Consider the following 23,614-nt stretch of genomic DNA (forward strand, 5'->3'; position numbering starts at 1 on the left):
GGTCCCCCGCCGATATCGGCTGGGTCACCGGCCACAGCTACATCGTCTACGGTCCGCTGGCCAATGGCGCGACCACGCTGATCTTCGAAGGCGTACCGAGCTACCCGAGTACCTCGCGCTTCTGGCAGGTGATCGACAAGCACAAGGTGAACATTTTCTACACCGCCCCGACAGCCCTGCGCGCACTGATGCGCGAAGGCCCCGGACCGTTGAAGCAAACATCCCGCGCCAGCGTCAGACTACTCGGCACGGTCGGTGAGCCGATCAACCCGGAAGCGTGGGAGTGGTACTTCCATGAGGTCGGCGAAGAGCGCTGCCCGATCGTCGATACCTGGTGGCAGACCGAAACCGGCGGCATCATGCTCAGCCCGCTGGTCAGCGCCCAGCGGATCAAGCCCGGTTGCGCCACGCAACCGATGTTCGGCGTGCAACCGGTGTTGCTCGACGAGCATGGCAAGGAAATCAAAGGCGCCGGCAGCGGCGTACTGGCCATAAAGTCCAGCTGGCCGGCGCAGATCCGCAGCGTCTATCGCGACCCGCAGCGCATGGTCGACACCTACTTCAAACCCTACCCCGGCTACTACTTCACCGGCGATGGCGCGCGGCGCGATGAGGATGGCGACTACTGGATCACCGGGCGCATCGACGATGTGATCAACGTGTCCGGCCACCGTATCGGCACCGCCGAGGTGGAAAGCGCCCTGGTGCTGCACGAGAGCATCGCCGAGGCCGCTGCGGTCGGTTACCCACACGACATCAAGGGCCAGGGCATCTATGTCTTCGTCACGCCCATGAACGGCGTCGAAACCAACGACGAGTTGAAAAAAGAACTGCTGGCCCTCGTCAGCCAGGAAATCGGCAGTTTCGCCAAACCGGATTTGATCCAGTGGGCGCCGGCCTTGCCGAAAACCCGCTCGGGCAAGATCATGCGGCGCATACTGCGCAAGATCGCCTGCAATGAACTGGACAGTCTGGGTGATACTTCGACCCTGGCCGATCCGAGCGTGGTGCAAGGCCTGATCGATAAACGCCTGACGTAGGAGCGAGCTTGCTCGCGATAAACGCCGACGCGCCGCGTATATTCAGGAAGCACGCGTCATCGTTAACGTCCATCGCGAGCAAGCTCGCTCCTACAGAATTACAGAGTCGCCATGGAATTCATCCGCACCCGCATCGAAACCCAGATCATGAGCCTGAGCGGTTTGTCCCTGGGTAAACTCGACCTGGAAAACCCCAAGGGCGACCCCGGCCTGTTCGGGCCAGACTCGGTGAGCTGGCAAGTCCATGGCGACTTCAGCAGCATGCTGATCGGTGGCATCAGCGCCCTGATGCTGCAAGCTCTGCACCCGCTGGCATTGGCCGGGGTTTGGGACCATTCGAATTTTCGTGAAGACATGCTCGGCCGTTTACGCCGCACCGGGCAGTTCATCTCCGGCACCACCTTCGGTTCTCGACAGGACGCCGACTGGCTGATCGAAAAAGTCCGCACCATTCATTTGCAGATCACAGGCACGGCGCCGGATGGACGCGCCTACGCTGCCAGCGATCCCGAATTGCTGACGTGGGTGCACGTGGCGGAAGTCAGCAACTTCCTGGCCGCGCATTTGCGCTATCGCAATCCGCACCTGTCCCCGGTCGATCAGGATCGCTACTACGCTGAAATTGCCCTGATCGCCGAACGCCTCGGGGCCCGGGATGTGCCCCGTTCGCGGCAGGAAATTGCCGACTACCTTGAACGTATGCGTCCACAGTTGCTGTGCGACGAACGCAGTCGCGAAGTCCTGCGCCTGTTGTTGAACGCGCCCTCCCCCAGCCGCCTGGCCAAGCCTTTCGGCGGTTTGATGATGCAGGCCGGGATCGATCTGTTGCCGGACTGGGCCAGTGACATGCTCGGCGTCAGCCAGAACCCGCTGCAACGCACGCTGATCCGCGCCAGCGTCAATCGCAGCGCGCCGATGCTGCGCTGGGCGGTGCGTAACGGATCGGTGCAGCGGGCGAAGCGGCGGATGGGGTTGCTGACCTGAACACAACTTCTTGAATGTAATCACTCTGTGGCGAGGGAGCTTGCTCCCGCTCGAGTGCGTAGCGCTCGCAAAAAACCGACATATACCGGGATATTGGGGCCGCTTCGCAGCCCAGCGGGAGCAAGCTCCCTCGCCACAGGCAAGCCCCTCATCTCTGTTCCACAGTGTTAAACTCCCGCGCCCAATTCTCTCCTGCAAGGCGCCCAGCATGTCTTCCTTGAATCAGGCGCTGCGCGCCGCCCTCGATCAACGCCAGGACCTGCTCGCCGAACTGCACCAGCAAGGTACCGACTGCTATCGCCTGTTCCACGGCAGCCAGGAAGGTGCCGGTGGCCTGACCATCGATCGCTACGGCCCGCAATTGCTGGTACAGAGTTTCCACCAGCCGCTGGAGCGCGAGGCGCTGCTGCAACTGCACGATGCGATCAACCAACACCTGGGTTTTGACACCCTGCTGGTCTACAACGACCGCTCCCGTGGCAACTCGCGTATCGATCGCGAAGACACCGTCTACCGCGCCGACGAAGCCGCGCTGCAAGACCTGGTCGGCCATGAATGGGGCCTGAACTATCGGGTTCGGGGTCGCCATGCCGGACAAGACCCGCTGCTGTTCCTCGACCTGCGCAATACCCGCGGCTGGGTCAAGGATCACAGCAAGAACAAAAGCGTACTGAACCTGTTCGCCTACACCTGCGGCGTCGGCCTCAGTGCTGCCGCCGGCGGCGCAAGCGAGGTCTGCAACCTGGACTTCGCCGAAGGCAATCTGGCGGTTGGCCGGGAGAACGGCCAACTCAACCCGCAGTTGCCGGCCATGGAATTTATCCAGTCCGACTACTTCCCGGCCATTCGCCAACTGGCCGGCCTGCCGATCAGCCAGCGCCGCGGGCAAAAACTGCCGAGCTATCAGCGCCTGGAACAGCGTCAGTACGATTTGGTACTGCTGGACCCACCGGCCTGGGCCAAGAGCGCATTCGGCACCGTCGACCTGCTGCGCGACTACCAGAGCCTGCTCAAACCGGCCCTGCTGACCACCGCCGATAACGGCGTGCTGATCTGCTGCAACAACCTGGCGAAAGTCAGCATGGACGACTGGCGCGAGCAGGTTTTGCGTTGTGCAGAGAAGGCCGGGCGGCCGGTGCGTGAGTGGAGCGTGATGAAGCCAGGCGCCGACTTCCCGTCGATGGATCAGCAGCCACCGCTGAAAACCCTGATTCTGCAGCTCTGACCGCTGTGGGAGAAATCTGAAACTTCCTGATCAGGCCAATCACTTGGGAACCGGAAACGCGTGCCATACTCCAAGGCACTCCGATCCAGACAGATGAAGCCGCACATGTACAAAGGATTGATTCGCGCCATCGGCGCCTTGTTGACTGCTCTGGCCCTCTACAGCCTGCTGGGCTTTCTGATTTTACCGGGTGTGGCACTGCGTGTTGCCAACCAGCAACTGGCCAACTACGCCACCACACCCGCCACAATCCAGCGGATCGAGTTCAATCCGTTCAGCCTTGAACTGACCCTTTGGGGCTTGAACATCGGCGAGCCCGGCAAGGAGCAGGTCGCTTTCGAACGCCTGTACGCCAATCTGCAACTCGACAGCCTGTGGACCAAGGCGGTGCACCTGTCCGATGTCGAACTGGACAAGCCCAAGACCGAAATCCTGTTCAGCAAGGACGGCAAACTCAATCTGCTGGGGCTGTTCAAGCTGCCAGCGAGCGAACCTACACCGGCCGATCCGGATGCCAAGCCGTTTCCGCTGCGCATCGAGCGGATCAAACTGGCCGGCGGTGCCGTGCACTTTGAAGATGCCCGGCCCAGCGAGCCTATCGAATTTATCTACGACACACTCGATTTCGAGCTGAAGAACCTCAGCACCCTGCCCGATGACAGTGCCGACATGACCTTGGTGGCCGTCGGCCCCAACGGCGGACAGATCGACTGGACCGGCAACTTCAGCCTGATCCCGATCGCCTCCGAAGGTAAGCTGAAAATCACCGATGGCAAGATGAAAGCCTTTTGGCCTTATGTGCGCGATGCCGTGCCACTGGACCTCGAAAACGGCGTCATGAGCATCAGTACCGATTACAAATTCAGCCTGGCCAAGGAAACCGAACTGCTACTGAGCAACGTAGCGGTCAACATCGCCCCCTTCGCGATCAAGGCCCCGGATGGCCGGCCACTGGTGAAGCTTGAGCGCCTGGACGTCAGCGAAACCACCGTGGACCTGGCAAAGCAGCAAGTGGTGGTCGGCAAGATCCGCAGCCACAAACTGGAAACCTGGGCGGCGCTGGAACCGGACGGCCAACTCGACTGGCAGAAACTGTTCGCCAGCCAGCCGTCCAAACCCGCCGCCGCCAAAGCCAAGGCGGACGCCGAACCGGCCAGCACTCCGGCGGCGGCAGACTCACCGAAACCTGAACCGGCCGCACCAGGCAAACCCTGGCAGGTGCTGCTCAAGGATGTGCAGTTGCGCGACTACCAGGTGCATCTGGCCGACCGCAAGGCACAGCCTGCCGTCGCCCTGGACCTGGCTCCGCTGAACCTCGACCTGCAGAACTTTGACAGCCTCAACGGTTCACCCTTTACTCTCAAGCTCGATACCGGCGTGGGCAAGCAAGGCAAGATCCTGGCCGACGGCGAGGTCAACCTGGCGCCAGTCAGTGCCAGGCTGAAGGTGCAGACCAAGGACATCGACCTGCGGGTTGCCCAGTCCTACATCACGCCGTTCATTCGCCTGGAACTGCGCAGCGGCATGCTCGGCAGCGATCTGGCGGTCGACCTGAAAAGCGCCGAGCCCCTGGCTTTCAGCGTCACCGGCCGCGCCCAGGTCGATCAATTGCATACCCTGGACACCCTGAAAACCCGCGACTTCCTCAAGTGGCAACAGGTCGTGGTCGAAGGCCTGAACTATCAGCATGGGGACAGCCTGTCGATCGACAAGATCAACCTGTTCCAGCCCTATGCGCGCTTCATGATCAACGATGATCGCACCACCAACATCGATGACCTGCTGATTCCGCAACCGGCGGACTCCGGGGCAAAACCGGCGGCGAGCAAACCGGCCAGCAACGAAAAGCCGTTGGGCATCCACATCGGCGGCATTTTCATCAATGATGGCTCGGCCAACTTCGCCGACTTCAGCCTGACGCCTAATTTCGCCACCGCCATCCAGCAGCTCAACGGGCAAATTGGCACCATCGACAGCCGCCAGCCGAAACCGGCCAGTGTCGACGTCAAGGGCAAGGTCGATCGCTACGCGCCGGTGACCATCAAGGGCGCGGTCAATCCGTTCGACCCGATGGCCAGCCTCGACATCGCCACCAGCTTCAAACGTGTGGAACTGACCACGCTCACGCCCTATTCCGGCAAGTTCGCCGGCTACCGTATCCGCAAGGGCCGGCTCAATCTCGACCTGCATTACCAGGTCACCAAGGGTCTGCTCAAAGCTGAAAACAAAGTGGTGGTCGAACAACTGCAACTGGGTGAAAAAGTCGATAGCCCGGACGCCGTGAGCCTGCCGTTGAAACTGGCCATTGCCTTGCTCAAGGATGTCGACGGCAAGATCTCCATCGAACTGCCGGTCAGCGGCGACCTGAACAACCCTCAGTTCAGCGTCATGCCGATTATCTGGCAGACCCTGCGCAACCTGATCGTCAAAGCCGCGGCAGCGCCGTTCAAACTCATTGGCGGGCTGGTCAACGGTGGTGGCTCGGAAGACCTGGGCAGCGTTTCATTCGCAGCCGGTTCCAGTGAATTGGGCAAGGACGCTGAAGGCGCCCTGGACAAACTGTCAAAAGCGCTCAAGGAACGCCCGGCCCTGCGCCTGGAAATCGAAGGCACCGCCGCCCAGAGCAGCGATGGCCCGCTGATCGCCGAACAACGCCTGGAGCGTGAATACCAGTACAACTACTACAAAATGCTCCAGCGTCGTGGCGACAAGGTCCCGGCCCAGGCTTCGTTGCTGGAAGTGCCGGACGGGGAAAAAGGCCCGCTGCTCGAAGGCATCTACCGCACCCGCCTGAAAACCCAGCCCCCTGCCGAATGGAAGGACCTGGGCAAGGAAGAGCGCACCGCGAAAATGCGTGCCGAAGTGATCAAGTTCTGGAGTTCCAGCGACGTGCTGTTGCGTCAACTGGGCCAGGAACGCGCCAGCAGCATCAAGGATTATCTGGTCGACAAGGCCCAGCTGGAAGATGACCGTGTGTACTTCATCGACGCCAATCTGGGCGAGGCGCAAAGTGACGGCCGCGTGGTGACGCCGATGCATCTGGATGCCGAGTGATGATATGGCGGCTGGCTGGCCTGGCTCTGGTGCTATCCGCCAGTCAGGCCTGGGCGGACGATACCCTGCGCTGTGGCAGCCAATTGATCAGCGTCGGTGATCGCTCGAGTGAAGTCCTGCAGAAATGCGGCGAGCCGGTCAGCCGCGACTTGCTGGGTTACAAGCTCAGTGCCGATCGGCGCGAGGAGTTTCAGGTCGAGGAATGGACCTACGGACCCAATGGCGGGATGTATCAATACTTGCGGTTCGAAGGTAATCGGCTGAAGCAGATCACCAGCAAACGCGGCAATTAATTAACCACGACTCAATGTGGGAGCGGGCTTGCTCGCGAAAGCAGTCTTTCATTCAACGCATGTGTTGAATGTCAGTCAGCCTTCGCGAGCAAGCCCGCTCCCACAATTGATTTGGCCCCGGCAAAAATGCGCGGGGCCCTTCGCATGAACACTCAGGTTGCAACAGACGTATGACTCGGCCCGTCTGTCGCGCCTTCTCCCGGTCCAGGCGAGAAGTCTTGCCTTACTCGGCTTTCAGGCCGTCAGCGGAGACCGCCTTGACGCCTTTGATTTTCTTGGTGATGGCCACAGCCGTGTCTTTTTGCATTTCGGTCACGGCGGTGGTCGACGACAGCGATACCACGCCTTTGTTGGTTTCAACCTTGATGTCGCTACCTGGAATGCCTTTTTCGGTCATCAGGTCGGCTTTGACTTTGGTGGTGATCCAGGTATCGGAAGTAGCTTCTGTAGCCTTGGTCATTTCACCCGCCGCCAGGGTCATGGGAGCCTGGGTGGCTTGAGTAGTCTGGGCGAATGCCGCGTTTGCCATGGTCAGGGTCAGCGCGGTAGCAGTAGCGGCAGCGATAGCGAACTTCTTCATACGAGTAACTCCTGTTTTTCTGGAAAGTCTGCCGGGTGTCTTGTCGGCAGGGTTACCAAGGATATTGCGAACGTTGTGCCAATTTTGAAGAAGAGATAAAGCTTTTAAAATCAATATGTTACAAAATCATCCAATTCCCGGAATCATGCAAAATGCACGACAAGCAGAAACACTGCATGCAAGTTGCGGGTTTATGGAAAGTTCCTAAGGTTCTGAATTTCTGAGCTTTCTCTGTAGCTTTTGACAACCAGCCGACAAACAAAAACCCGCAATGACGGTACCGCTACGCCTTCCTTGTAGCAGCTGCCGAAGGCTGCGTCCGGCTGCGTAGCAGTCGTAAAATCAGAGTTCGCGGTACGTCAGAGAGATCGTGAAAGCGGGATTTACGACTGCTGCGCAGCCGGACGCAGGCTACGCCAGCTGCTACAGATTGCGTTGTGGCTTAACTGATCGGCATTACGCAATGGCGGGGACTTGATTCAGCTATTCATGTCGCAGAACCGGAACACCCTTTAGGCAAGTAATCCTGGGAGACGGTGCTTTTACACGACCAGCCTTTAGTTTCATCCCGTGTCAGGGTGACGGTTTTGCCCAGGACCACCCCCGGGGCATTCTGCAACGTACAAACGATTGATCCCGCTCCTTCTGGCGTTGAAGCCGTCACAGACAGGGCGCAGTTGTTAGTCGATGTGGCGCCGGCGGGTGCCACGTTGGCAATAGTCGGGGCGTCCCCCTGATTGATCACATCCTCGAACGGCACCTTCATTGCAGTCAGCTCGGCCAGTGCCGCCGTGACTTTGGCCCGCGTCTGGTATTTGGAATACATCGGCAGACCCAGTGTTGCCAGGGTCCCGATGATCGCCACTACGATAAGCAACTCGATCAGGGTAAAACCTTTTTGTTTATGCATATTCAGCCTCCATGCATGAGTCGAATGCTCATGATCTGCCCCATGGCAGCACAGCCTGTGCCAAGGCCAAAAGCCCCTGTTAACAGGGGGCGTGGCGGTCGCAAAGCCCTTTCCTACTATTAGGATCAGCACTATCTGACGTTTTTTGTCACCTCACCCTTGCTGGTTTGGCTCTGTCGTTTGACTAGGCTATAAGAGCAATTCAACCGGATTACCCAGGACTGAACATGGCGGTCAAGGCAGCGAAAATCAGCGTGTATGCATGGGAAGGCATCGACCGCAAAGGCACAAAGGTAAACGGCGAGCTCAGTGCCCAAAACCCGGCGCTGATCAAGGCGAAACTGCGCAAGCAAGGCATCAGTCCCGGCAAGGTTCGCAAAAAAAAACATTCGCTGTTCAACATGGGCAAGCGCATCACGGCCCGGGACATCGCCCTGTTCACCCGGCAAATGGCGACAATGATGAAGGCTGGCGTGCCGTTGTTGCAGTCGTTCGACATCATCGGCGAGGGCTTCGACAATCCGGCCATGCGCAAGCTGGTGGACGATCTGAAACAGGAAGTCGCGGCAGGCAACAGCTTCGCTGCCTCCCTGCGCAAGAAGCCGCAGTATTTCGATGAACTGTATTGCAACCTGGTGGATGCCGGCGAGCAGGCCGGTGCCCTCGACACCCTTTTGGAGCGGGTCGCGACCTACAAGGAAAAAAGCGAAAGCCTCAAGGCCAGGATCAAGAAAGCCATGACCTATCCGCTGGTGGTGGTGTTCGTCGCGGCGATTGTCACCGGAATTCTGCTGGTCAACGTCGTGCCGCAGTTCGAGTCGGTGTTCAAGGGCTTTGGCGCCGAACTGCCGGCCTTCACCGTGATGGTCATTGGCCTGTCGCAATTCATGCAGGCCTGGTGGTGGGCGGTTCTCGGCGTGCTGATCGCGGTGATCTTCGGTGTGCGCCACGCCTCCAGGACATCCCCGGCCTTTCACGACCGAATGGACACCTGGCTGTTGAAACTGCCGCTGGTGGGCACGTTGATGTACAAGTCCGCCGTGGCCCGATTTGCCCGCACGCTGTCGACCACTTTCGCTGCCGGCGTGCCGCTGGTGGAAGCACTGGAATCGGTGGCCGGTGCAACCGGCAATATCGTGTTCAAGCGTGCGGTATTGCGCATCCGGCAGGACGTTTCGACCGGCATGCAATTGAATTTCGCCATGCGTACGTCCGGCATTTTTCCGAACATGGCGATACAGATGACCGCCATCGGCGAAGAGTCCGGCACGCTGGACGCTATGCTCGACAAAGTCGCGGGGTTCTACGAAGACGAAGTCGATAACATGGTCGATAGCCTCACCAGCCTGATGGAGCCGTTCATCATGGTGGTGCTGGGTGTTATCGTCGGCGGCCTGGTAGTTGCGATGTACCTGCCCATCTTCCAACTCGGCTCAGCGATCTGACATGCCCTTGAATGAAATCCTGATTCACTATCCGCTGGCCTTTGTCCTTCTCGCAGGCATCACCGGCCTGCTGGTCGGCAGTTTCCTCAATGTCGTGATCTGGCGCCTGCCGAAAATGCTCGAACGCGACTGGCGTGAGCAGGCCCATGACATCCTCGGGCTGCCCGGCGAAACGCCGCTGCCGACCTACAACCTGATGCTGCCCCATTCCCAGTGCCCGCACTGCGGTCACCGGATCCGCGTCTGGGAAAACATCCCGCTGCTCAGTTATGTGTTCTTGCGCGGGCGCTGTTCAGCCTGCGCGGCGGCGATCAGCCCGCGCTATCCGTTGACTGAATTGGCCTGCGGCCTGTTGTCGGCGTTTGTTGCCTGGCACTTCGGCTTCGGTTGGCCGGCCTGCCTGGTGCTGGTCTTGAGTTGGGGGTTGCTGGCGATGAGCCTGATCGACGCCGAACATCAAATATTGCCGGATGTCCTGGTGCTGCCACTGATCTGGCTGGGTTTGATCGTCAACAGTTTCGGCCTGTTCGTGTCGTTGCACGAGGCGCTGTGGGGGGCGATAGCCGGCTACAGCGTGCTGTGGTCGGTGTTCTGGCTGTTCAAGCTGATCACCGGCAAGGACGGCATGGGTTACGGTGATTTCAAGCTGCTGGCGATGCTGGGCGCCTGGGGTGGCTGGCAGATTTTACCACTGACCATTCTGCTGTCCTCGCTGGTAGGGGCCATTATCGGGCTGATAACCCTGCGCTTGCGCCATGCAAAAACCTCGACGCCGATCCCTTTCGGTCCCTATCTGGCTATTGCCGGCTGGATTGCCTTGCTCTGGGGTGGTCAAATAACCGACCTCTATTGGCAGTTTGTCGGTTTGAAATGAATACCCCTGTGGAAAAACCCTGGATTCTCGGCCTGACCGGCGGCATCGGCAGCGGTAAAAGTGCGGCTGCCCAACACTTTATCGATCTGGGCGTGCATGTGGTCGACGCCGATCATGCCGCTCGCTGGGTAGTTGAACCTGGCCGCCCGGCACTGGCACAAATCGCCGAACACTTCGGTCCCGGTGTGTTGCAGACCGACGGACAACTGGACCGCGCTGCGCTTCGCAAGCTGATCTTCGAAGTGCCTGAAGAACGCCGCTGGCTGGAGGCCCTCCTGCATCCACTGATCGGCGAGGAAATCGCTCATCACCTGGCGCTGGCAAAATCGCCTTATGCGATTCTGGTTTCACCGCTGCTGATCGAGTCCGGGCAATACGCCATGACCCAACGGGTGCTGGTGATCGATGCGCCCGAACAGTTGCAGATCGAACGTACCCTGCAACGTGACCAGACCAGCGAGCAGCAAGTCCAGGCGATCCTCAAGGCCCAGTCCAGCCGTCAGGATCGCGTGAGCCATGCCGACGACGTCGTGGTCAATGACCGCGACCTTGCCTGGCTGCACAGCGAGGTCGAACGCCTGCATCACTTTTATCTTTCTTTGCGTGGAGGCCAGTCATGAGCCAACCAACAACCGTCGAATGCCCAACCTGCGGCGCCCCCGTGGAATGGACGAGCGAGAGCAAATACCGGCCATTCTGCTCCGATCGCTGCAAACTGATTGACCTGGGCGCGTGGGCGTCCGAAGAACACAAGATTCCAGTGGCCCCCGATGCCGAGGATGAGATGTTCAGCGGCGACTTCGACCCGCGCCACTGATCCATCGAGTGGACGATTCCAGGTTTTGATGTGGATCAGGACTTGGGATCGTCGTCCTTCCAGGGAGCCGAGAGATAGCGTGTGCGGTTGAACGTCTCAAGCCACTCCGGACAAAACACGACCAGCGCACTGACGATCATGCCGTTGATAAACGCTTCGGGAAAAATGATCAGCCACAGATATCCGACAAAATCTTCCAGCCAGTACGGCATGGCAAAACGCTCGTCGAACCATAACAACCAAAGCGCCAGCAACAGGCACAGCAACGCCGACAGCGCCGCCGCAAAGAAGCCGGACACGAAGATATACACAAAGGGATTTCGCGGCTGAGCACGCTCCACCAGAATCGCGCAGCACTCGGTGACCAGCACCGGCAGCGCAATCAACAGCGCGCCATTGACCCCGACCGCCGCCAGGTCCTGTCGGCCGAGCAGCACCAGCCCCGTTTGTGCAACCAACCCGCCAACCAGCGCCAGCGGCCAGTCCAGCAGTAGCGTCACCGCTGTCATGCCGATGAAGTGGTACGACACGCCGGTATCAAAGTCACGCCGCACCAGCCACAACAGAAACAGCGCAAACACCGTTCCAAACAGCAGATGCTGACGACGGCTGTCGGTAAACAGTTCAACCCACGGTGCGCGACAGATCGCCCAGATCAACACCGGCACATAGATCAGCCAGCCGACCGCAAGGGTTTGCGATGACAGCAACTCTGCACCGATCATGGCTACGCGCGACTCCTTGGCGAAAGACAAACGACACTCAGTCTACACCGCCGCTCGCCTGCCCTTCGACTTCACGCCCAATGCCGCGGATCGTTCATCACCGCGTCATGGTCGGCAAACAGCTTCGGTAGCTCTGACTTGAGAAAGTCCACCCAGGTGCGCACCTTGGCATCGAGAAAGCGTCGCGAAGGATACAGCGCATACACATTGCGTTCGCGCAGGCGCCATGCAGGTAACACGCGCAGCAAAGTGCCGTCGCTCAAGGGCCGCGTCGCGGTGTAGAACGGCAGCAGGCTGATGCCCATGCCCGCCTCCGAAGCCTTGACCATCGACTCGGCAACATTGCACTGAAAGGTCTTGGCCGGGCTGACGGCGTGCTCGCCGTGCTCGTCCTGGAAAAGCCATTGATCGCTGTACAACGGGTCGAGCATGCGCAGGCATTGATGATCGCTCAGCGCCAGCGGCTGCTGCGGCACGCCCCGACGGTGCAGATAGTCCGGGGAGGCACAGGGCACGCTGTAGATTTGCCCGACGGCCTGCGCAACCATTTGCGAGTCGGCCAGTTCGGGAGCTATCGAAATCACCACATCGTGACCCTCCTCCAGCGGATCGGGATTGCGCTGCGACAAGGTCAGCTCGAACACCACATCGGGATAAAGCTCGCTGTAGCGGGCGATCAACGGCGTAAGCAGCACACCCAGGCCGTTCATGCTGTGCACCCGCAGGCGTCCGGCCGGATTGATATGCGCGCCACGGGCCTCGGCCGTTGCCTCATCCATGGCCTCGACGATTTGCCGGCTGCGCAGCAGGAAACGCTCGCCGGCGTCGGTCAGGCCCAAGCGCCGCGTGGTGCGTTGCAGCAGACGCGCCTGTACATGCTCCTCCAGATCCGCCACCAATCGGGATACCTGCGCGGTCGACAGATCCAGCGCATCGGCAGCCCCGGTGAAACTGGCGCAGTCCACCACCCGGATGAACACGCGCAAGTTGTTAAGCACATCCATAAGCCCCCCTCGGGCGATAACTGTTACGTTTTATGTAAGGCTGCATCCGGCGTTCGCCCCTTTATCCATCGGTGGCAAAGACTAAAATTCAAACATCAAAACCGACACGGAGCACGCCAACATGAAAACGTTGATCAGCCTGTTGCTGACCGTCATCGCCACCTCGGCCATGGCCGCTGGCAACGAGCCCCTCGCAGTCCTGTACAACCCGGCGCAGCCACTGGACATCGCCAGCGTGGTTTCTGTGTCGAACACCGCGACCGCGTGCGGGGTTGTCCCGGCAACCATGGTGTATGTCGATCATCAGGGCCAGACCCACCGCGTGACCTACGACGTCATCGGTGATTGCACCAGCGACCTGTGATCAGTGGCTCATAGCAAGGTCCACGTGTAGCTGAGGATCAAGCGGTTCTCGTCGATATCACTGCGGTAGTTTGAACGTGCCATCGCATTGCGCACGCGAACGCCCAAACCTTTGAGGCTGCCGCTCTGCAGCACATAGCCGATGTCCAGGTCACGCTCGCGATCCTTGCCTTCAAAGCCCTTGCCGGTATCGACATTGTTGCCGCTGATGTAGCGCACCGTACTGGTCAGCCCCGGTACGCCGAGCGCCGCGAAGTCGTAGTCGTAGCGCGCCTGCCAGGAACGTTCATCGGTGAAGGCGAACTCATAGGTCGGCACTTCGTTGCCCAGCGGCGAGATGTTGGCAAACACCCGTGGGAATGCACTGTCACCGAACATGCCCTGATAGCCGACGTAAAACGTATGGCCGCCACGCTTGGCCGACAGCAACGAGAAGAACGCCTGGTTGTCGATGTTGCCCAGCAGTTTTTTTCCGTCCTCGCGCGAATTGTAGTAACCGAGGTTGGCGCCGAGGATCCAGTCGCCCACCGGCTCACTGTGTTTTAAACCCAGAAAACGCTGGTTGTAGATATCTTCCAGTTGCCCGTACCAGGCGCTGACCGAGCTGCGCTTGTCGTTGAAGGCATAATCAGCGCCGGCAAAATTGAATCCGTCACTGCTGACCTGGCGCTGCGGCACGTGCCCCAGCATCGCTTGCATCTTTTCGTCGCCTGCCTCGTTGCGCAGGCTGGTTGAACTCAAGTGACCGCCCTGCACCGTCAGGCCATTGATCTCGCTGGAGGTGATGCTTGCGCCCTGATAACTCGGCGGCAGCAGGCGAATATCGCTGAACGCCAACACCGGCAGATTGGGTTGCAGCTCACCGACTTTGAGTTCGGTTTTGGAGTAGCGCATCTTCAACGCGCCTTCCAGACGGCTGTAGTTGTCCGCCGCGCGGCCGTCGTCCTGCACCGGCAGCAAACCGGTATTGGTCCGGTCCGGGGCGCTGTCGAGCTTGAGGCCGAGCAAGCCGATGACATCCACCCCAAACCCGACGGTGCCCTGGGTGTATCCGGACTTCACGTTGAGAATGAAACCCTGGGCCCACTCTTCAGCCTTCGATTGCTGGTTGGCGCCAACGATGTCGGAATAGTCGCGGCTGAAGTAGTAATTGCGCGCCTGCAACGTCGCGGTGGTGTCTTCGACAAAGCCGGTTTCAGCCGCCATCGCACCCGTGGAAAAACCCGAGACGACAGCCAGGGACAACGCCGAACCGGTTGTTGGGAGAATCTGTTTCATCGTTTTTCTCTTATTGTTATTGATCGACTGGTTGAAGAACTTCAGTTGCAGAGGATTTGCGACGGGGAACGGGACGACGGACGCTCAACAGCACATGGGTGACCATGCCGAAAATCAGCCCCCAGAATGCCGCGGACAAACCGAACAACGACATGCCCGAAGCCGTGACCAGAAAGGTCACCAGCGCGGCTTCGCGATCGCTCGGCACCGCCATTGCGCCCGTCAACGCGCCGGCAATGGCGGCGAACAAGGCCAGCCCGGCCAACGCCGCGATCAACTCTTTGGGGAACGCTGAAAACAGCGAGACCAGCGTGGCGCCGAAGATTCCCAACAGCAGGTAACACAGGCCGCCGACGACCCCGGCCACGTAGCGTTTGCGAGGATCTTCGTGGGATTCACGACCGGTGCAGATCGCCGCGGTGATCGCCGCCAGATTCAGTCCATGGCAACCAAACGGCGCCAGCAGTGCGGTGCCCAGCGCGCTGCTGGCGATGATCGGGCTCGCCGGCGTCGGATAACCGCTGGCGCGCAGCACCGCCATGCCGGGCACGAACTGACCGGTCAGCGCCACCATCACCAGCGGCAGGGCGATGTTCAGGATCGCACCCAGGCTGAACTCGGGCGTGATCCACACCGGCGTGGCCAGGCCGATCACCAGCGCTTCACGATGCAAATCACCGGTGAACGCGGCAATCGAACACCCCACCAGCAGCACCATCATCACCGCATAACGCGGCACCACCCGCTTGCAGATCAGGTAGCTGGCAAACATCGCCAGGACCAGCACCGGCTTGTGCTGCATCGACACGAACAAACCGGTGCCGAAACTGAACAGGATCCCCGCCAGCATCGCCGCCGCGATGGCAGCGGGCAGCTTGCTGATGATCCGGTCGAAAGCGCCTGAGATGCCAACCAGGAAAATGATCAGGCTGCTGACCAGATAAGCCCCCACCGCCTCTGCCAAGGAGATGTCCGGCAACAGCGTCACCAGCAACGCCGAGCCCGGCGCCGACCAGGCGATGATCACCGGAACGCGGTAGCGCAGGCTCAAACCGATACCGAGCACGGCGCTGCCAATGGAGATCGCCCAGATCCAGGACGACAACACTTCCCGCGAAAGATGCGCCGCTTCTGCCGCCTGAAAGATGATCACCAAAGGGCCAGCGTAGGAAATCACCGTGGCAATGAATCCAGCCACGGCGGCTGACAGCGAGAAGTCCTGGAAAAACGCTTTCATGACTCAGGCACCGGTCGCTGACAACGCTGGGTTGACGCCAGCAGCGCTGCGTCGGCTGCTGACGGCGAACACGGTCATGGCCAGGGCCGCCACCGCACCGGGCAAGGCAAACGCCATGAAGTTCAGTTGCAGGGGCAAGCTGATCCCGAGCAAGGCACCACCCAGCAGTGGACCGACGATGGCCCCGTTGCGCCCGATGCCCGAAGCCCAACCCAGACCGGTAGAACGAATCGTCATGGAATAAAACTGCGCGGCGCAGGCGTACAAAAGAATCTGCGAGCCAATGGTGGTGGCACCCGCAATGGCGATCAGCAGGTACAACACCGGCGTCGGGCTGTTGAAGCCCAACAGGGTTATCGACACCGCCGCCATGGCGAAAAACACCGCCAGCACTTTCGGCAGATTGAGTTTGTCGCCCAGCACCCCGCCACCGACCGCGCCGAAGATCGCCCCGAAGTTCAACACCAGCAGGAACGACAGGCTCGAACCCAGGCTGTAACCGGCATTGGCCATCAGTTTCGGCAGCCAGGAACTCAGCGCGTACACCATCAACAGGCAGCAGAAAAACGTCAGCCACAGCATCAGCGTGCGCAGTGCACGGCCTTCACGGAACAACTGCAACACCGGGGTGCCCGTGCCTTTCACTTCGGCCATGTGCAATTGATCAGACACTTGCGCGACGTAGGCCGGATCGATGCGCTGAAGAATATTGCGCGCTTCTTCATGACGTCCCTGACGCAACATGAAGCCCACCGATTCGGGCAGGAAATACATGATCAGCGGCAACAACAGCAACGGCAGGACCGCCACGTAAAACACCGACTGCCAACCGAAACCCGGGATCAGCACAATGCCCAGCCCGGCGGACAGCATGCCGCCCACCGAATAACCGCTGAACATGATCGCGACCAGAGTGCTGCGGATTTTTTTCGGCGCGTACTCGTTCATCAGTGCCACGACGTTAGGCATCACGCCGCCAATGCCGAGCCCGGCAATGAAGCGACAAAGGCCGAACTCGGTCGGGTTGCGGGCGAAACCATTGAGCACGGTGAAGCCACTGAAAAGCATCACGCAGATCGTGATGGCTTTTTTACGGCCGATCCTGTCCGACAGCGGACCAAAGAACAGCGCGCCGAACATCATGCCGAACAGTGCATAACTGCCCAGTGCACCGGCCTGCAGAGGACTGAGCCCCCACTCTTTCATCAGCATCGGCAAGACCACGCCGTAGATCACCAGATCGTAACCGTCGAAGATGATGATCAGGGCACACCAGAACAGCACCATCCAGTGAAAACGGTTGAAGCGAGCGTTGTCGATAACCTCATGTACGTCGATCTTGCGCATGGCATCTATCTCTTGTTGTTGTTTTTTTAGAGCGGCGGTAACACGGCTTACGTCCGTACAGCCGAGGGTAGAGCCGCCCGATACGTGGCAATAGCCAGTGAGCGCAGATCACTATCCATTTTGTGCAGGGCCCTGAAACGGGCATGGGAACGGAAGGCTTGGAGCCACTCCGACAAATTGTCTTCTTTGCGATCACATTTGAACGCTAAGCTTGGGCCTATGGATGACTCAGATTATTTACGCCTGCTGACCATCGCGGCTGAGCAGGCCAACGCGTTCCTGTCCAATGCCCGCAAATGGGAGCGTGAGCGTTGGGTTTGCCAGCGCCTGCTGCAAGGCTTGAACATTCCCTATCGCGCCGATGAGTTCGCCCCCGCCGGGGAGCCGCCGGATGTGTTGTTTCGCGATGCCAGTTTCGAGGTGTTCTTCGTGCTCGACGAGGGCCGGCGACTCAACGATGAATGGCGCGACGAACTGCAACGCCGACGCAGTGCGTTTTCCCTGAGCCAACTGGTGCGCCGCGAGGCCAAGCCACGACGTATCCCTGCCAATGAGTTTTTGCTGCGATTGGCGCCGACCTTGCGCAAAAAAGCGCACAACTACAAAGAACGCGGCATGGATCTGGGTGAGCTGGATATCATTGCCTTCGCCAGCCTCAAACGCGAAGTGCTGGACCTCAACAGCCATTTCCCGCCGCCGACCGAATACCTGCGCCAGGGCTGGCGTTCGCTGTCATTGGTTGGGCCGACATTCGCCCGCGTGCTGTTCGCTCACCCGGATGCGCCGGACTTCTTGCGCAGCAACCTGGGGCGCAGCATTGTGTTCGACGTCGGGATCAGCCTGTGAGCCCGCTGCAGGAGCTGATCGTCGAGGTGCCGCAACAAGGTCGTGTACGCTGGATCGGCGTGCGCCCGCAATCACGTTCGACGATGCTTGAACTCGATGCCGTGGAAGCGCGCCTGGAGGCCGGCCTGACCGGCGACCACGCCCGCCCCGGCGTGTGCAATGCGCGGCAGGTCACGCTGATTCAGTGGGAGCACCTGGCTGTGATCAGCTCGCTGATGGGGCGTGCGCACGATCATCCGGTCCGGCCTGAAGATCTGCGGCGCAATCTCGTTATCAGTGGCATCAATCTGTTCAGCCTCAAGGGCCGCCGCTTCCGGATCGGCCAGGCAATATTCGAAACCACCGGCTGGTGCCAGCCCTGCGCGCGCCTGGAAAGCAACCTGGGCATCGGCACCTTTCAGGCCGTGCGCGGACATGGCGGAATCACTGCCCGGGTGTTACAAAGCGGGATCATTCGCCTGGACGACATCGTAAGCGTCGAACCCATTGCGGACAGCGGCTATGCTGCGTTCAACCCAGGGTAAAAACACTGTAGCTTCTACACATTCAGCAACGTCTACCCCTGACGAGGCCCGATATGACCAGCCGCCTGAACCCCGACGACCAAAAGCATGTCGAAGAGTACCTGCAGTTGTCCCAGCACCAAGTCGAGCGCCGGCCTTTCCGGCCGTGGATGCTCCTTGTACTGGTATTGGCAGTGACCATTGGTCTGGGCCTGTTGAGCCGACTTATCAGTTACCTGACGCTATGAGCTGCCTTGCGCTCGCTCGGGTAATTGCACCGATTTCTTTTAGCCTTGCGAGATATCCCCATGACTCATCGTATTGTCATCGTTGGCGGCGGCGCCGGCGGTCTGGAGTTGGCTACCCGTCTGGGTAAGACTCTGGGCAAGCGCGGCACGGCCAGTGTGATGCTGGTCGACGCGAACCTGACCCACATCTGGAAACCGTTGTTGCACGAAGTGGCGGCCGGTTCCCTGAACTCTTCCGAAGACGAACTCAACTATGTGGCCCAGGCCAAATGGAACCACTTCGAGTTCCAGCTGGGACGCATGAGCGGGCTCGATCGCGCGAAGAAAAAAATCCAGCTGGCCGCCACCTATGACGAAGCCGGCCTGGAACTGGTACCGGCCCGCGAAGTGCCTTACGACTCGCTGGTGATCTCCGTCGGCAGCACCACCAACGATTTCGGCACTCAGGGCGCAGCGCAACACTGCCTGTTCCTCGACACCCGCAAGCAGGCCGAGCGTTTCCACCAGCAACTGCTCAATCACTATTTGCGCGCTCACGCAGGGCAAACCGACGTGGTCGAGCAAATCAGCGTGGCCATCGTCGGCGCCGGTGCCACCGGGGTCGAGCTGGCCGCCGAACTGCACAACGCCGCCCATGAATTGGCAGCCTATGGCCTGGACCGGATCAAACCGGAAAACATGCACATCACCCTGATCGAAGCCGGACCACGGGTGCTACCGGCGCTGCCAGAGCGGATTGGCGGGCCTGTGCATAAAACCCTGGAGAAACTCGGGGTCAACGTCATGACCAATGCCGCGGTCAGCGAAGTGACGGCAGACAGCCTGATTACTGCCGATGGCAACGTGATCAAGGCCAGCCTGAAAGTCTGGGCCGCGGGGATTCGCGCACCGGGTTTCCTCAAGGACATCGATGGCCTGGAAACCAACCGCATCAATCAGCTGCAAGTGCTGCCAACCCTGCAAACCACCCGTGACGAGAACATCTTCGCGTTCGGTGACTGCGCTGCCTGCCCGCAACCGGGCAGCGACCGCAATGTGCCGCCACGCGCCCAGGCCGCTCACCAACAGGCTTCGTTGCTGGCCAAATCGCTGAAACTGCGCATCGAAGGCAAGCCCCTGCCGGAGTACAAGTACACCGACTACGGCTCGCTGATCTCGCTGTCGCGTTTTTCGGCTGTGGGTAACCTGATGGGCAACCTCACCGGCAGCGTGATGCTCGAAGGCTGGCTGGCGCGGATGTTCTACGTGTCGCTGTACCGCATGCACCAGATGGCGCTGTACGGACCGTTCCGCACGGCGATGCTGATGCTCGGCAGCAAGATCGGACGCGGTACAGAGCCTCGCCTGAAGCTGCACTGATCAGACGTTCTGTAGGAGCGAGCTTGCTCGCGAAGAACCTGAGAGCGCCGCGTTAAACCAGAAACGCTGCGTTTTCGTTAACGATCTTCGCGAGCAAGCTCGCTCCTACAATTGATCCGCGGCAAGCAATTAACAGACAAAAAAAATCCCCGTATCTTTCGATACGAGGATTTTTAATATGGTCGGGGTAAGGGGATTCGAACTCCTGACATCCTGCTCCCAAAGCAGGCGCGCTACCGGACTGCGCTATACCCCGGTAAAAAAAAGGCACCTTTGAAAGGCGCCTTCTGCGAACAGAGCTTTTGGCGTCTGATCTTAAGATTCGATTCCAGCGCTAACTGGTTTCAAAAATGGTGGGTCGTGTGGGATTCGAACCTACGACCAATTGGTTAAAAGCCAACTGCTCTACCAACTGAGCTAACGACCCAAAAATGGTCGGGGTAAGGGGATTCGAACTCCTGACATCCTGCTCCCAAAGCAGGCGCGCTACCGGACTGCGCTATACCCCGGTTTGAAATTGGCTCCGTGACCAGGACTCGAACCTGGGACCCAATGATTAACAGTCATTTGCTCTACCGACTGAGCTATCACGGAACTACACATTTCAATTTACAACTTTGAAGCTTTACAGCGTTCTCTTCAACCCGTTCGCATCGCTGCGTTCGTGTGTCTGAGGCGCGCTATTCTACAATCTTCAGCACCTCTGTCAACCCCCTAAATTGCTTTCAAGTTAATGATTTGCAACTTATTTTGGATTCCTGCTTGGGGAGCGGAAACCCTGGCGGGTGACTTACTGCGGGGCGCACTTTACAAGCCTTTTCCTTTGAGTTCAACAGCCTAACGAAAAAAAGGCCTCGCAATGCGAGGCCTTTTCGATTTTGTTGCCGTTATGGATCAGACGAAGACTATTTCGTCGTTTTCCACCACACCGTGAGCGGTATCGCCCGGCATGAATCGACCGGAGAGAATCAGCTGCGCCAGCGGGTTCTCGATCCAGCGCTGGATCGCTCGTTTGAGCGGCCGTGCGCCATACACCGGGTCGTAACCGACCGCGATCAGCTTGTCCATGGCTTCAGGGCTGAGCTCAAGCTTCAGCTCCCGCTCAGTCAGGCGGCTACGCAGACGACCCAACTGGATCTCGGTAATGCCGGCGATCTGATCCCGCGCCAATGGCTCGAAGATCACCACTTCGTCGACCCGGTTGATGAACTCCGGCCGGAAGTGGCTGGAAATCGCATCCATCACCGCCGCACGCTGCGCCTCACGATCGCCGACCAGTTCCTGGATCTGCACCGACCCCAGGTTGGAGGTCATGACAATCACGGTGTTCTTGAAATCCACCGTACGGCCATGGCTGTCGGTCAGGCGACCGTCCTCGAGCACTTGCAGCAAGATGTTGAACACATCCGGGTGCGCCTTCTCGACCTCGTCCAGCAGGATCACCGAGTAAGGCTTGCGACGCACCGCCTCGGTCAAATAACCGCCCTCCTCATAGCCTACATAGCCTGGAGGAGCACCAATCAAGCGAGCCACGGAATGTTTCTCCATGAACTCGGACATGTCGATCCGCACCATCGCCTCTTCGGTATCAAAGAGGAATTCGGCCAGCGCCTTGCACAGCTCGGTTTTACCGACACCGGTCGGGCCGAGGAACATGAACGAGCCGCTCGGGCGATTCGGGTCGGACAACCCGGCGCGGGAGCGCCGCACTGCGTTGGAAACGGCCACCACCGCTTCATCCTGGCCGATCACACGCTGGTGCAACAGGCTTTCCATTTTCATCAGTTTCTCGCGCTCGCCTTCGAGCATTTTCGACACGGGAATACCGGTCCACTTCGACACGACTTCGGCGATTTCCTCTTCAGTCACTTTGCTGCGCAGCAACTGGTTTTCGCTTTTGCCATGCTGGTCGACCATCTGCAGGCTGCGCTCCAGGTCCGGGATCACCCCGTACTGCAACTCGGCCATGCGGTTCAGGTCGCCCTTGCGGCGGGCCGCTTCCAGTTCCTGACGGGACTGCTCGATCTTCTGCTGGATCTGTGCCGAACCCTGTACCTCGGCTTTTTCCGAGTTCCAGATTTCTTCGAGATCCGAGTACTCACGCTCATGACGAGCAATTTCTTCCTGCAGTTTTTCCAGACGCTTCTTCGCCGCGTCGTCGCTTTCTTTCTTCAGCGCCTGGGATTCCACCTTCAGCTGAATCAGACGACGCTCCAGGCGGTCCAGCACTTCCGGCTTGGAGTCGATCTCCATGCGGATACGACTGGCGGCTTCATCGATCAGGTCGATGGCCTTGTCGGGTAACTGCCGGTCCGTGATGTAACGATGACTGAGCTTGGCTGCGGCAATGATCGCGCCGTCGGTGATCGCCACCTTGTGGTGAACCTCATAACGCTCTTTGAGGCCACGCAGGATGGCGATGGTGTCTTCTTCGCTCGGCTCGTCCACCAGCACTTTCTGGAAACGTCGCTCGAGCGCGGCGTCCTTCTCTATGTATTGGCGGTACTCGTTGAGCGTGGTGGCGCCCACGCAGTGCAGTTCACCGCGGGCCAGGGCCGGCTTGAGCATGTTGCCCGCATCCATCGAACCTTCGCCCTTACCGGCGCCGACCATGGTGTGCAGTTCGTCGATGAACAGGATGATCTGCCCTTCCTGCTTCGACAGCTCGTTGAGCAACGCCTTGAGCCGTTCTTCGAACTCACCGCGATACTTGGCACCGGCAATCAACGCCCCCATGTCCAGGGACAACAGGCGCTTGCCCTTGAGGCCATCCGGCACTTCACCATTGATGATGCGCTGGGCCAGGCCTTCGGCGATGGCGGTTTTACCCACGCCAGGCTCACCGATCAGCACCGGGTTGTTCTTGGTGCGACGTTGCAGCACCTGGATGGTCCGGCGAATTTCATCGTCACGACCGATCACCGGATCGAGCTTGCCGTCTTCGGCGCGCTTGGTCAGGTCGACCGTGTACTTATCCAGAGCCTGCCGGGCCTCTTCGTGGTTAGGGTCGTTGACGGCCTCGCCACCACGCAGGTTGTTGATCGCATTTTCCAGGGCCTTCTTGCTCACGCCCTGGCCGAGCAACAGTTTGCCGAGCTTGCTGTTCTCGTCCATGGCGGCGAGCAACACCAGCTCGCTGGAGATGAATTGGTCGCCTTTCTGCTGGGCCAGACGATCGGCCTGATTGAGCAGGCGCGCCAGATCCTGCGACATGTTCACGTCGCCGGTCGGATTCTGGATTTTCGGTAGCTGGTCGAGCTCTTTGGTCAGCTCTTTACGCAAGCTGTTGACGTCGAAGCCCACCTGCATCAGCAGGGGCTTGATCGAGCCGCCCTGCTGTTCGAGCAAGGCTTGCATCAAGTGCGCCGGTTCAATGGCCGGATGATCGTGGCCGACAGCCAGGGATTGGGCATCGGACAACGCTAACTGCAGTTTGCTGGTTAAACGGTCTATACGCATGGGTCACCTTCCTTTTGAGCAGG

The 23,614-nt window shown here is 59.5% G+C and carries 22 protein-coding genes and 4 tRNA genes; 14 read left to right on the forward strand and 12 right to left on the reverse strand.

All coding sequences use genetic code 11. The features are described from left to right. The 5 genes from PMI28_RS06260 to PMI28_RS06240 all read left to right on the forward strand — a co-directional run. Positions 1-1,040 (forward strand): AMP-binding protein (locus PMI28_RS06260; protein WP_007990374.1); only part of this gene is annotated, 1,040 nt, incomplete at its 5' end. 111 nt (positions 1,041-1,151) lie between these two features. Beyond that, entirely contained in the window at positions 1,152-2,024 is an 873-nt protein-coding gene (locus PMI28_RS06255) for an oxygenase MpaB family protein (RefSeq protein ID WP_007990377.1), read from the forward strand. A gap of 208 nt (positions 2,025-2,232) precedes the next feature. Then, positions 2,233-3,249 carry a class I SAM-dependent rRNA methyltransferase gene (locus tag PMI28_RS06250; protein WP_007990378.1) on the forward strand — a complete coding sequence of 339 codons (1,017 nt, stop codon included), beginning with the start codon at positions 2,233-2,235 and terminating at the stop codon, positions 3,247-3,249. Positions 3,250-3,342: 93 nt separating this feature from the next. Continuing rightward, positions 3,343-6,303, forward strand: a complete 2,961-nt coding sequence (locus tag PMI28_RS06245; protein WP_007990379.1) for a DUF748 domain-containing protein — start codon at positions 3,343-3,345, stop codon at positions 6,301-6,303. Further along, complete coding sequence (locus tag PMI28_RS06240) at positions 6,303-6,596, forward strand: DUF2845 domain-containing protein (protein WP_007990381.1); 294 nt, start codon at positions 6,303-6,305, stop codon at positions 6,594-6,596. The genes PMI28_RS06245 and PMI28_RS06240 overlap by 1 nt, the downstream gene beginning before the upstream one ends. A gap of 223 nt (positions 6,597-6,819) precedes the next feature. Here the strand turns inward: PMI28_RS06240 and PMI28_RS06235 are convergent, their stop codons facing one another. Both PMI28_RS06235 and PMI28_RS06230 read right to left on the reverse strand, forming a co-directional pair. Then, a complete protein-coding gene (locus PMI28_RS06235) occupies positions 6,820-7,176 on the reverse strand; it encodes a BON domain-containing protein (protein WP_007990383.1) in 357 nt (118 codons plus the stop codon). Between the two features lie 487 nt (positions 7,177-7,663). Continuing rightward, the gene (locus PMI28_RS06230; protein ID WP_007990385.1) at positions 7,664-8,086 is read right to left on the reverse strand and encodes a pilin; all 423 of its coding nucleotides are present in this window, start codon (positions 8,084-8,086) and stop codon (positions 7,664-7,666) included. 227 nt (positions 8,087-8,313) lie between these two features. Here PMI28_RS06230 and PMI28_RS06225 point away from each other — a divergent pair, with 227 nt between their 5' ends. The 4 genes from PMI28_RS06225 to yacG are packed head-to-tail and all read left to right on the forward strand — an operon-like array spanning position 8,314 to position 11,222. Continuing rightward, positions 8,314-9,531: a type II secretion system F family protein gene (locus tag PMI28_RS06225; protein ID WP_007990387.1), complete on the forward strand. Its 1,218-nt coding sequence runs from the start codon at positions 8,314-8,316 to the stop codon at positions 9,529-9,531. A 1-nt stretch (position 9,532) separates the two neighbouring features. Beyond that, complete coding sequence (locus tag PMI28_RS06220) at positions 9,533-10,405, forward strand: prepilin peptidase (protein ID WP_007990389.1); 873 nt, start codon at positions 9,533-9,535, stop codon at positions 10,403-10,405. Then, positions 10,402-11,025: a dephospho-CoA kinase gene (coaE, locus tag PMI28_RS06215; RefSeq protein ID WP_007990391.1), complete on the forward strand. Its 624-nt coding sequence runs from the start codon at positions 10,402-10,404 to the stop codon at positions 11,023-11,025. Before PMI28_RS06220 ends, coaE begins: the two co-directional genes overlap by 4 nt. Next, positions 11,022-11,222: a DNA gyrase inhibitor YacG gene (gene yacG / locus PMI28_RS06210; RefSeq protein ID WP_007990392.1), complete on the forward strand. Its 201-nt coding sequence runs from the start codon at positions 11,022-11,024 to the stop codon at positions 11,220-11,222. Before coaE ends, yacG begins: the two co-directional genes overlap by 4 nt. Positions 11,223-11,257: 35 nt before the next feature. Here the strand turns inward: yacG and PMI28_RS06205 are convergent, their stop codons facing one another. Continuing rightward, positions 11,258-11,947: an energy-coupling factor ABC transporter permease gene (locus tag PMI28_RS06205; RefSeq protein WP_007990394.1), complete on the reverse strand. Its 690-nt coding sequence runs from the start codon at positions 11,945-11,947 to the stop codon at positions 11,258-11,260. A gap of 71 nt (positions 11,948-12,018) precedes the next feature. Beyond that, on the reverse strand, positions 12,019-12,951 hold the full coding sequence (locus tag PMI28_RS06200; protein ID WP_007990396.1) for a LysR family transcriptional regulator: 933 nt from the start codon (positions 12,949-12,951) through the stop codon (positions 12,019-12,021). Positions 12,952-13,072: 121 nt separating this feature from the next. Between PMI28_RS06200 and PMI28_RS06195 the strand changes: the two genes are divergently transcribed. Next, positions 13,073-13,315, forward strand: a complete 243-nt coding sequence (locus PMI28_RS06195; RefSeq protein WP_007990398.1) for a DUF2790 domain-containing protein — start codon at positions 13,073-13,075, stop codon at positions 13,313-13,315. Between the two features lie 8 nt (positions 13,316-13,323). Here the strand turns inward: PMI28_RS06195 and PMI28_RS06190 are convergent, their stop codons facing one another. Genes PMI28_RS06190 through PMI28_RS06180 form a run of 3 tightly spaced genes read right to left on the reverse strand, consistent with a single transcriptional unit; the run spans position 13,324 to position 17,176 of the window. Continuing rightward, positions 13,324-14,592: an OprD family porin gene (locus tag PMI28_RS06190; protein WP_007990400.1), complete on the reverse strand. Its 1,269-nt coding sequence runs from the start codon at positions 14,590-14,592 to the stop codon at positions 13,324-13,326. Between the two features lie 16 nt (positions 14,593-14,608). After that, positions 14,609-15,829 carry a benzoate/H(+) symporter BenE family transporter gene (locus PMI28_RS06185; protein WP_007990402.1) on the reverse strand — a complete coding sequence of 407 codons (1,221 nt, stop codon included), beginning with the start codon at positions 15,827-15,829 and terminating at the stop codon, positions 14,609-14,611. A 3-nt stretch (positions 15,830-15,832) separates the two neighbouring features. Beyond that, on the reverse strand, positions 15,833-17,176 hold the full coding sequence (locus PMI28_RS06180) for an aromatic acid/H+ symport family MFS transporter (RefSeq protein WP_007990404.1): 1,344 nt from the start codon (positions 17,174-17,176) through the stop codon (positions 15,833-15,835). A 219-nt stretch (positions 17,177-17,395) separates the two neighbouring features. Here PMI28_RS06180 and PMI28_RS06175 point away from each other — a divergent pair, with 219 nt between their 5' ends. The 4 genes from PMI28_RS06175 to PMI28_RS06160 are packed head-to-tail and all read left to right on the forward strand — an operon-like array spanning position 17,396 to position 20,132. Then, positions 17,396-18,022 (forward strand): DUF1780 domain-containing protein, encoded by a 627-nt coding sequence (locus tag PMI28_RS06175; RefSeq protein ID WP_007970534.1) that lies wholly within the window; start codon positions 17,396-17,398, stop codon positions 18,020-18,022. Further along, the gene (locus tag PMI28_RS06170; protein WP_007990406.1) at positions 18,019-18,546 is read left to right on the forward strand and encodes an MOSC domain-containing protein; all 528 of its coding nucleotides are present in this window, start codon (positions 18,019-18,021) and stop codon (positions 18,544-18,546) included. Before PMI28_RS06175 ends, PMI28_RS06170 begins: the two co-directional genes overlap by 4 nt. A gap of 53 nt (positions 18,547-18,599) precedes the next feature. After that, positions 18,600-18,773 (forward strand): DUF3094 domain-containing protein, encoded by a 174-nt coding sequence (locus tag PMI28_RS06165; RefSeq protein WP_007970531.1) that lies wholly within the window; start codon positions 18,600-18,602, stop codon positions 18,771-18,773. Positions 18,774-18,833: 60 nt separating this feature from the next. After that, positions 18,834-20,132, forward strand: coding sequence for an NAD(P)/FAD-dependent oxidoreductase (locus PMI28_RS06160; protein ID WP_007990408.1), 1,299 nt, complete (start codon positions 18,834-18,836; stop codon positions 20,130-20,132). 179 nt (positions 20,133-20,311) lie between these two features. Here PMI28_RS06160 and PMI28_RS06155 read toward each other — a convergent pair. The 5 genes from PMI28_RS06155 to clpB all read right to left on the reverse strand — a co-directional run bounded on the left by PMI28_RS06155 (position 20,312) and on the right by clpB (position 23,591). Further along, positions 20,312-20,388 (reverse strand) — tRNA-Pro (locus tag PMI28_RS06155). A gap of 95 nt (positions 20,389-20,483) precedes the next feature. Continuing rightward, positions 20,484-20,559 (reverse strand) — tRNA-Lys (locus PMI28_RS06150). Positions 20,560-20,564: 5 nt separating this feature from the next. After that, positions 20,565-20,641 (reverse strand) — tRNA-Pro (locus PMI28_RS06145). A 9-nt stretch (positions 20,642-20,650) separates the two neighbouring features. Further along, positions 20,651-20,726: transfer RNA gene (locus tag PMI28_RS06140), tRNA-Asn, on the reverse strand. A gap of 300 nt (positions 20,727-21,026) precedes the next feature. Next, complete coding sequence (clpB, locus tag PMI28_RS06135; protein WP_007990410.1) at positions 21,027-23,591, reverse strand: ATP-dependent chaperone ClpB; 2,565 nt, start codon at positions 23,589-23,591, stop codon at positions 21,027-21,029. Between the last annotated feature and the right edge of the window lie 23 nt (positions 23,592-23,614).

Origin of the sequence: Pseudomonas sp. GM48 (genome assembly GCF_000282335.1) — a bacterium.
Lineage (GTDB): Bacteria > Pseudomonadota > Gammaproteobacteria > Pseudomonadales > Pseudomonadaceae > Aquipseudomonas.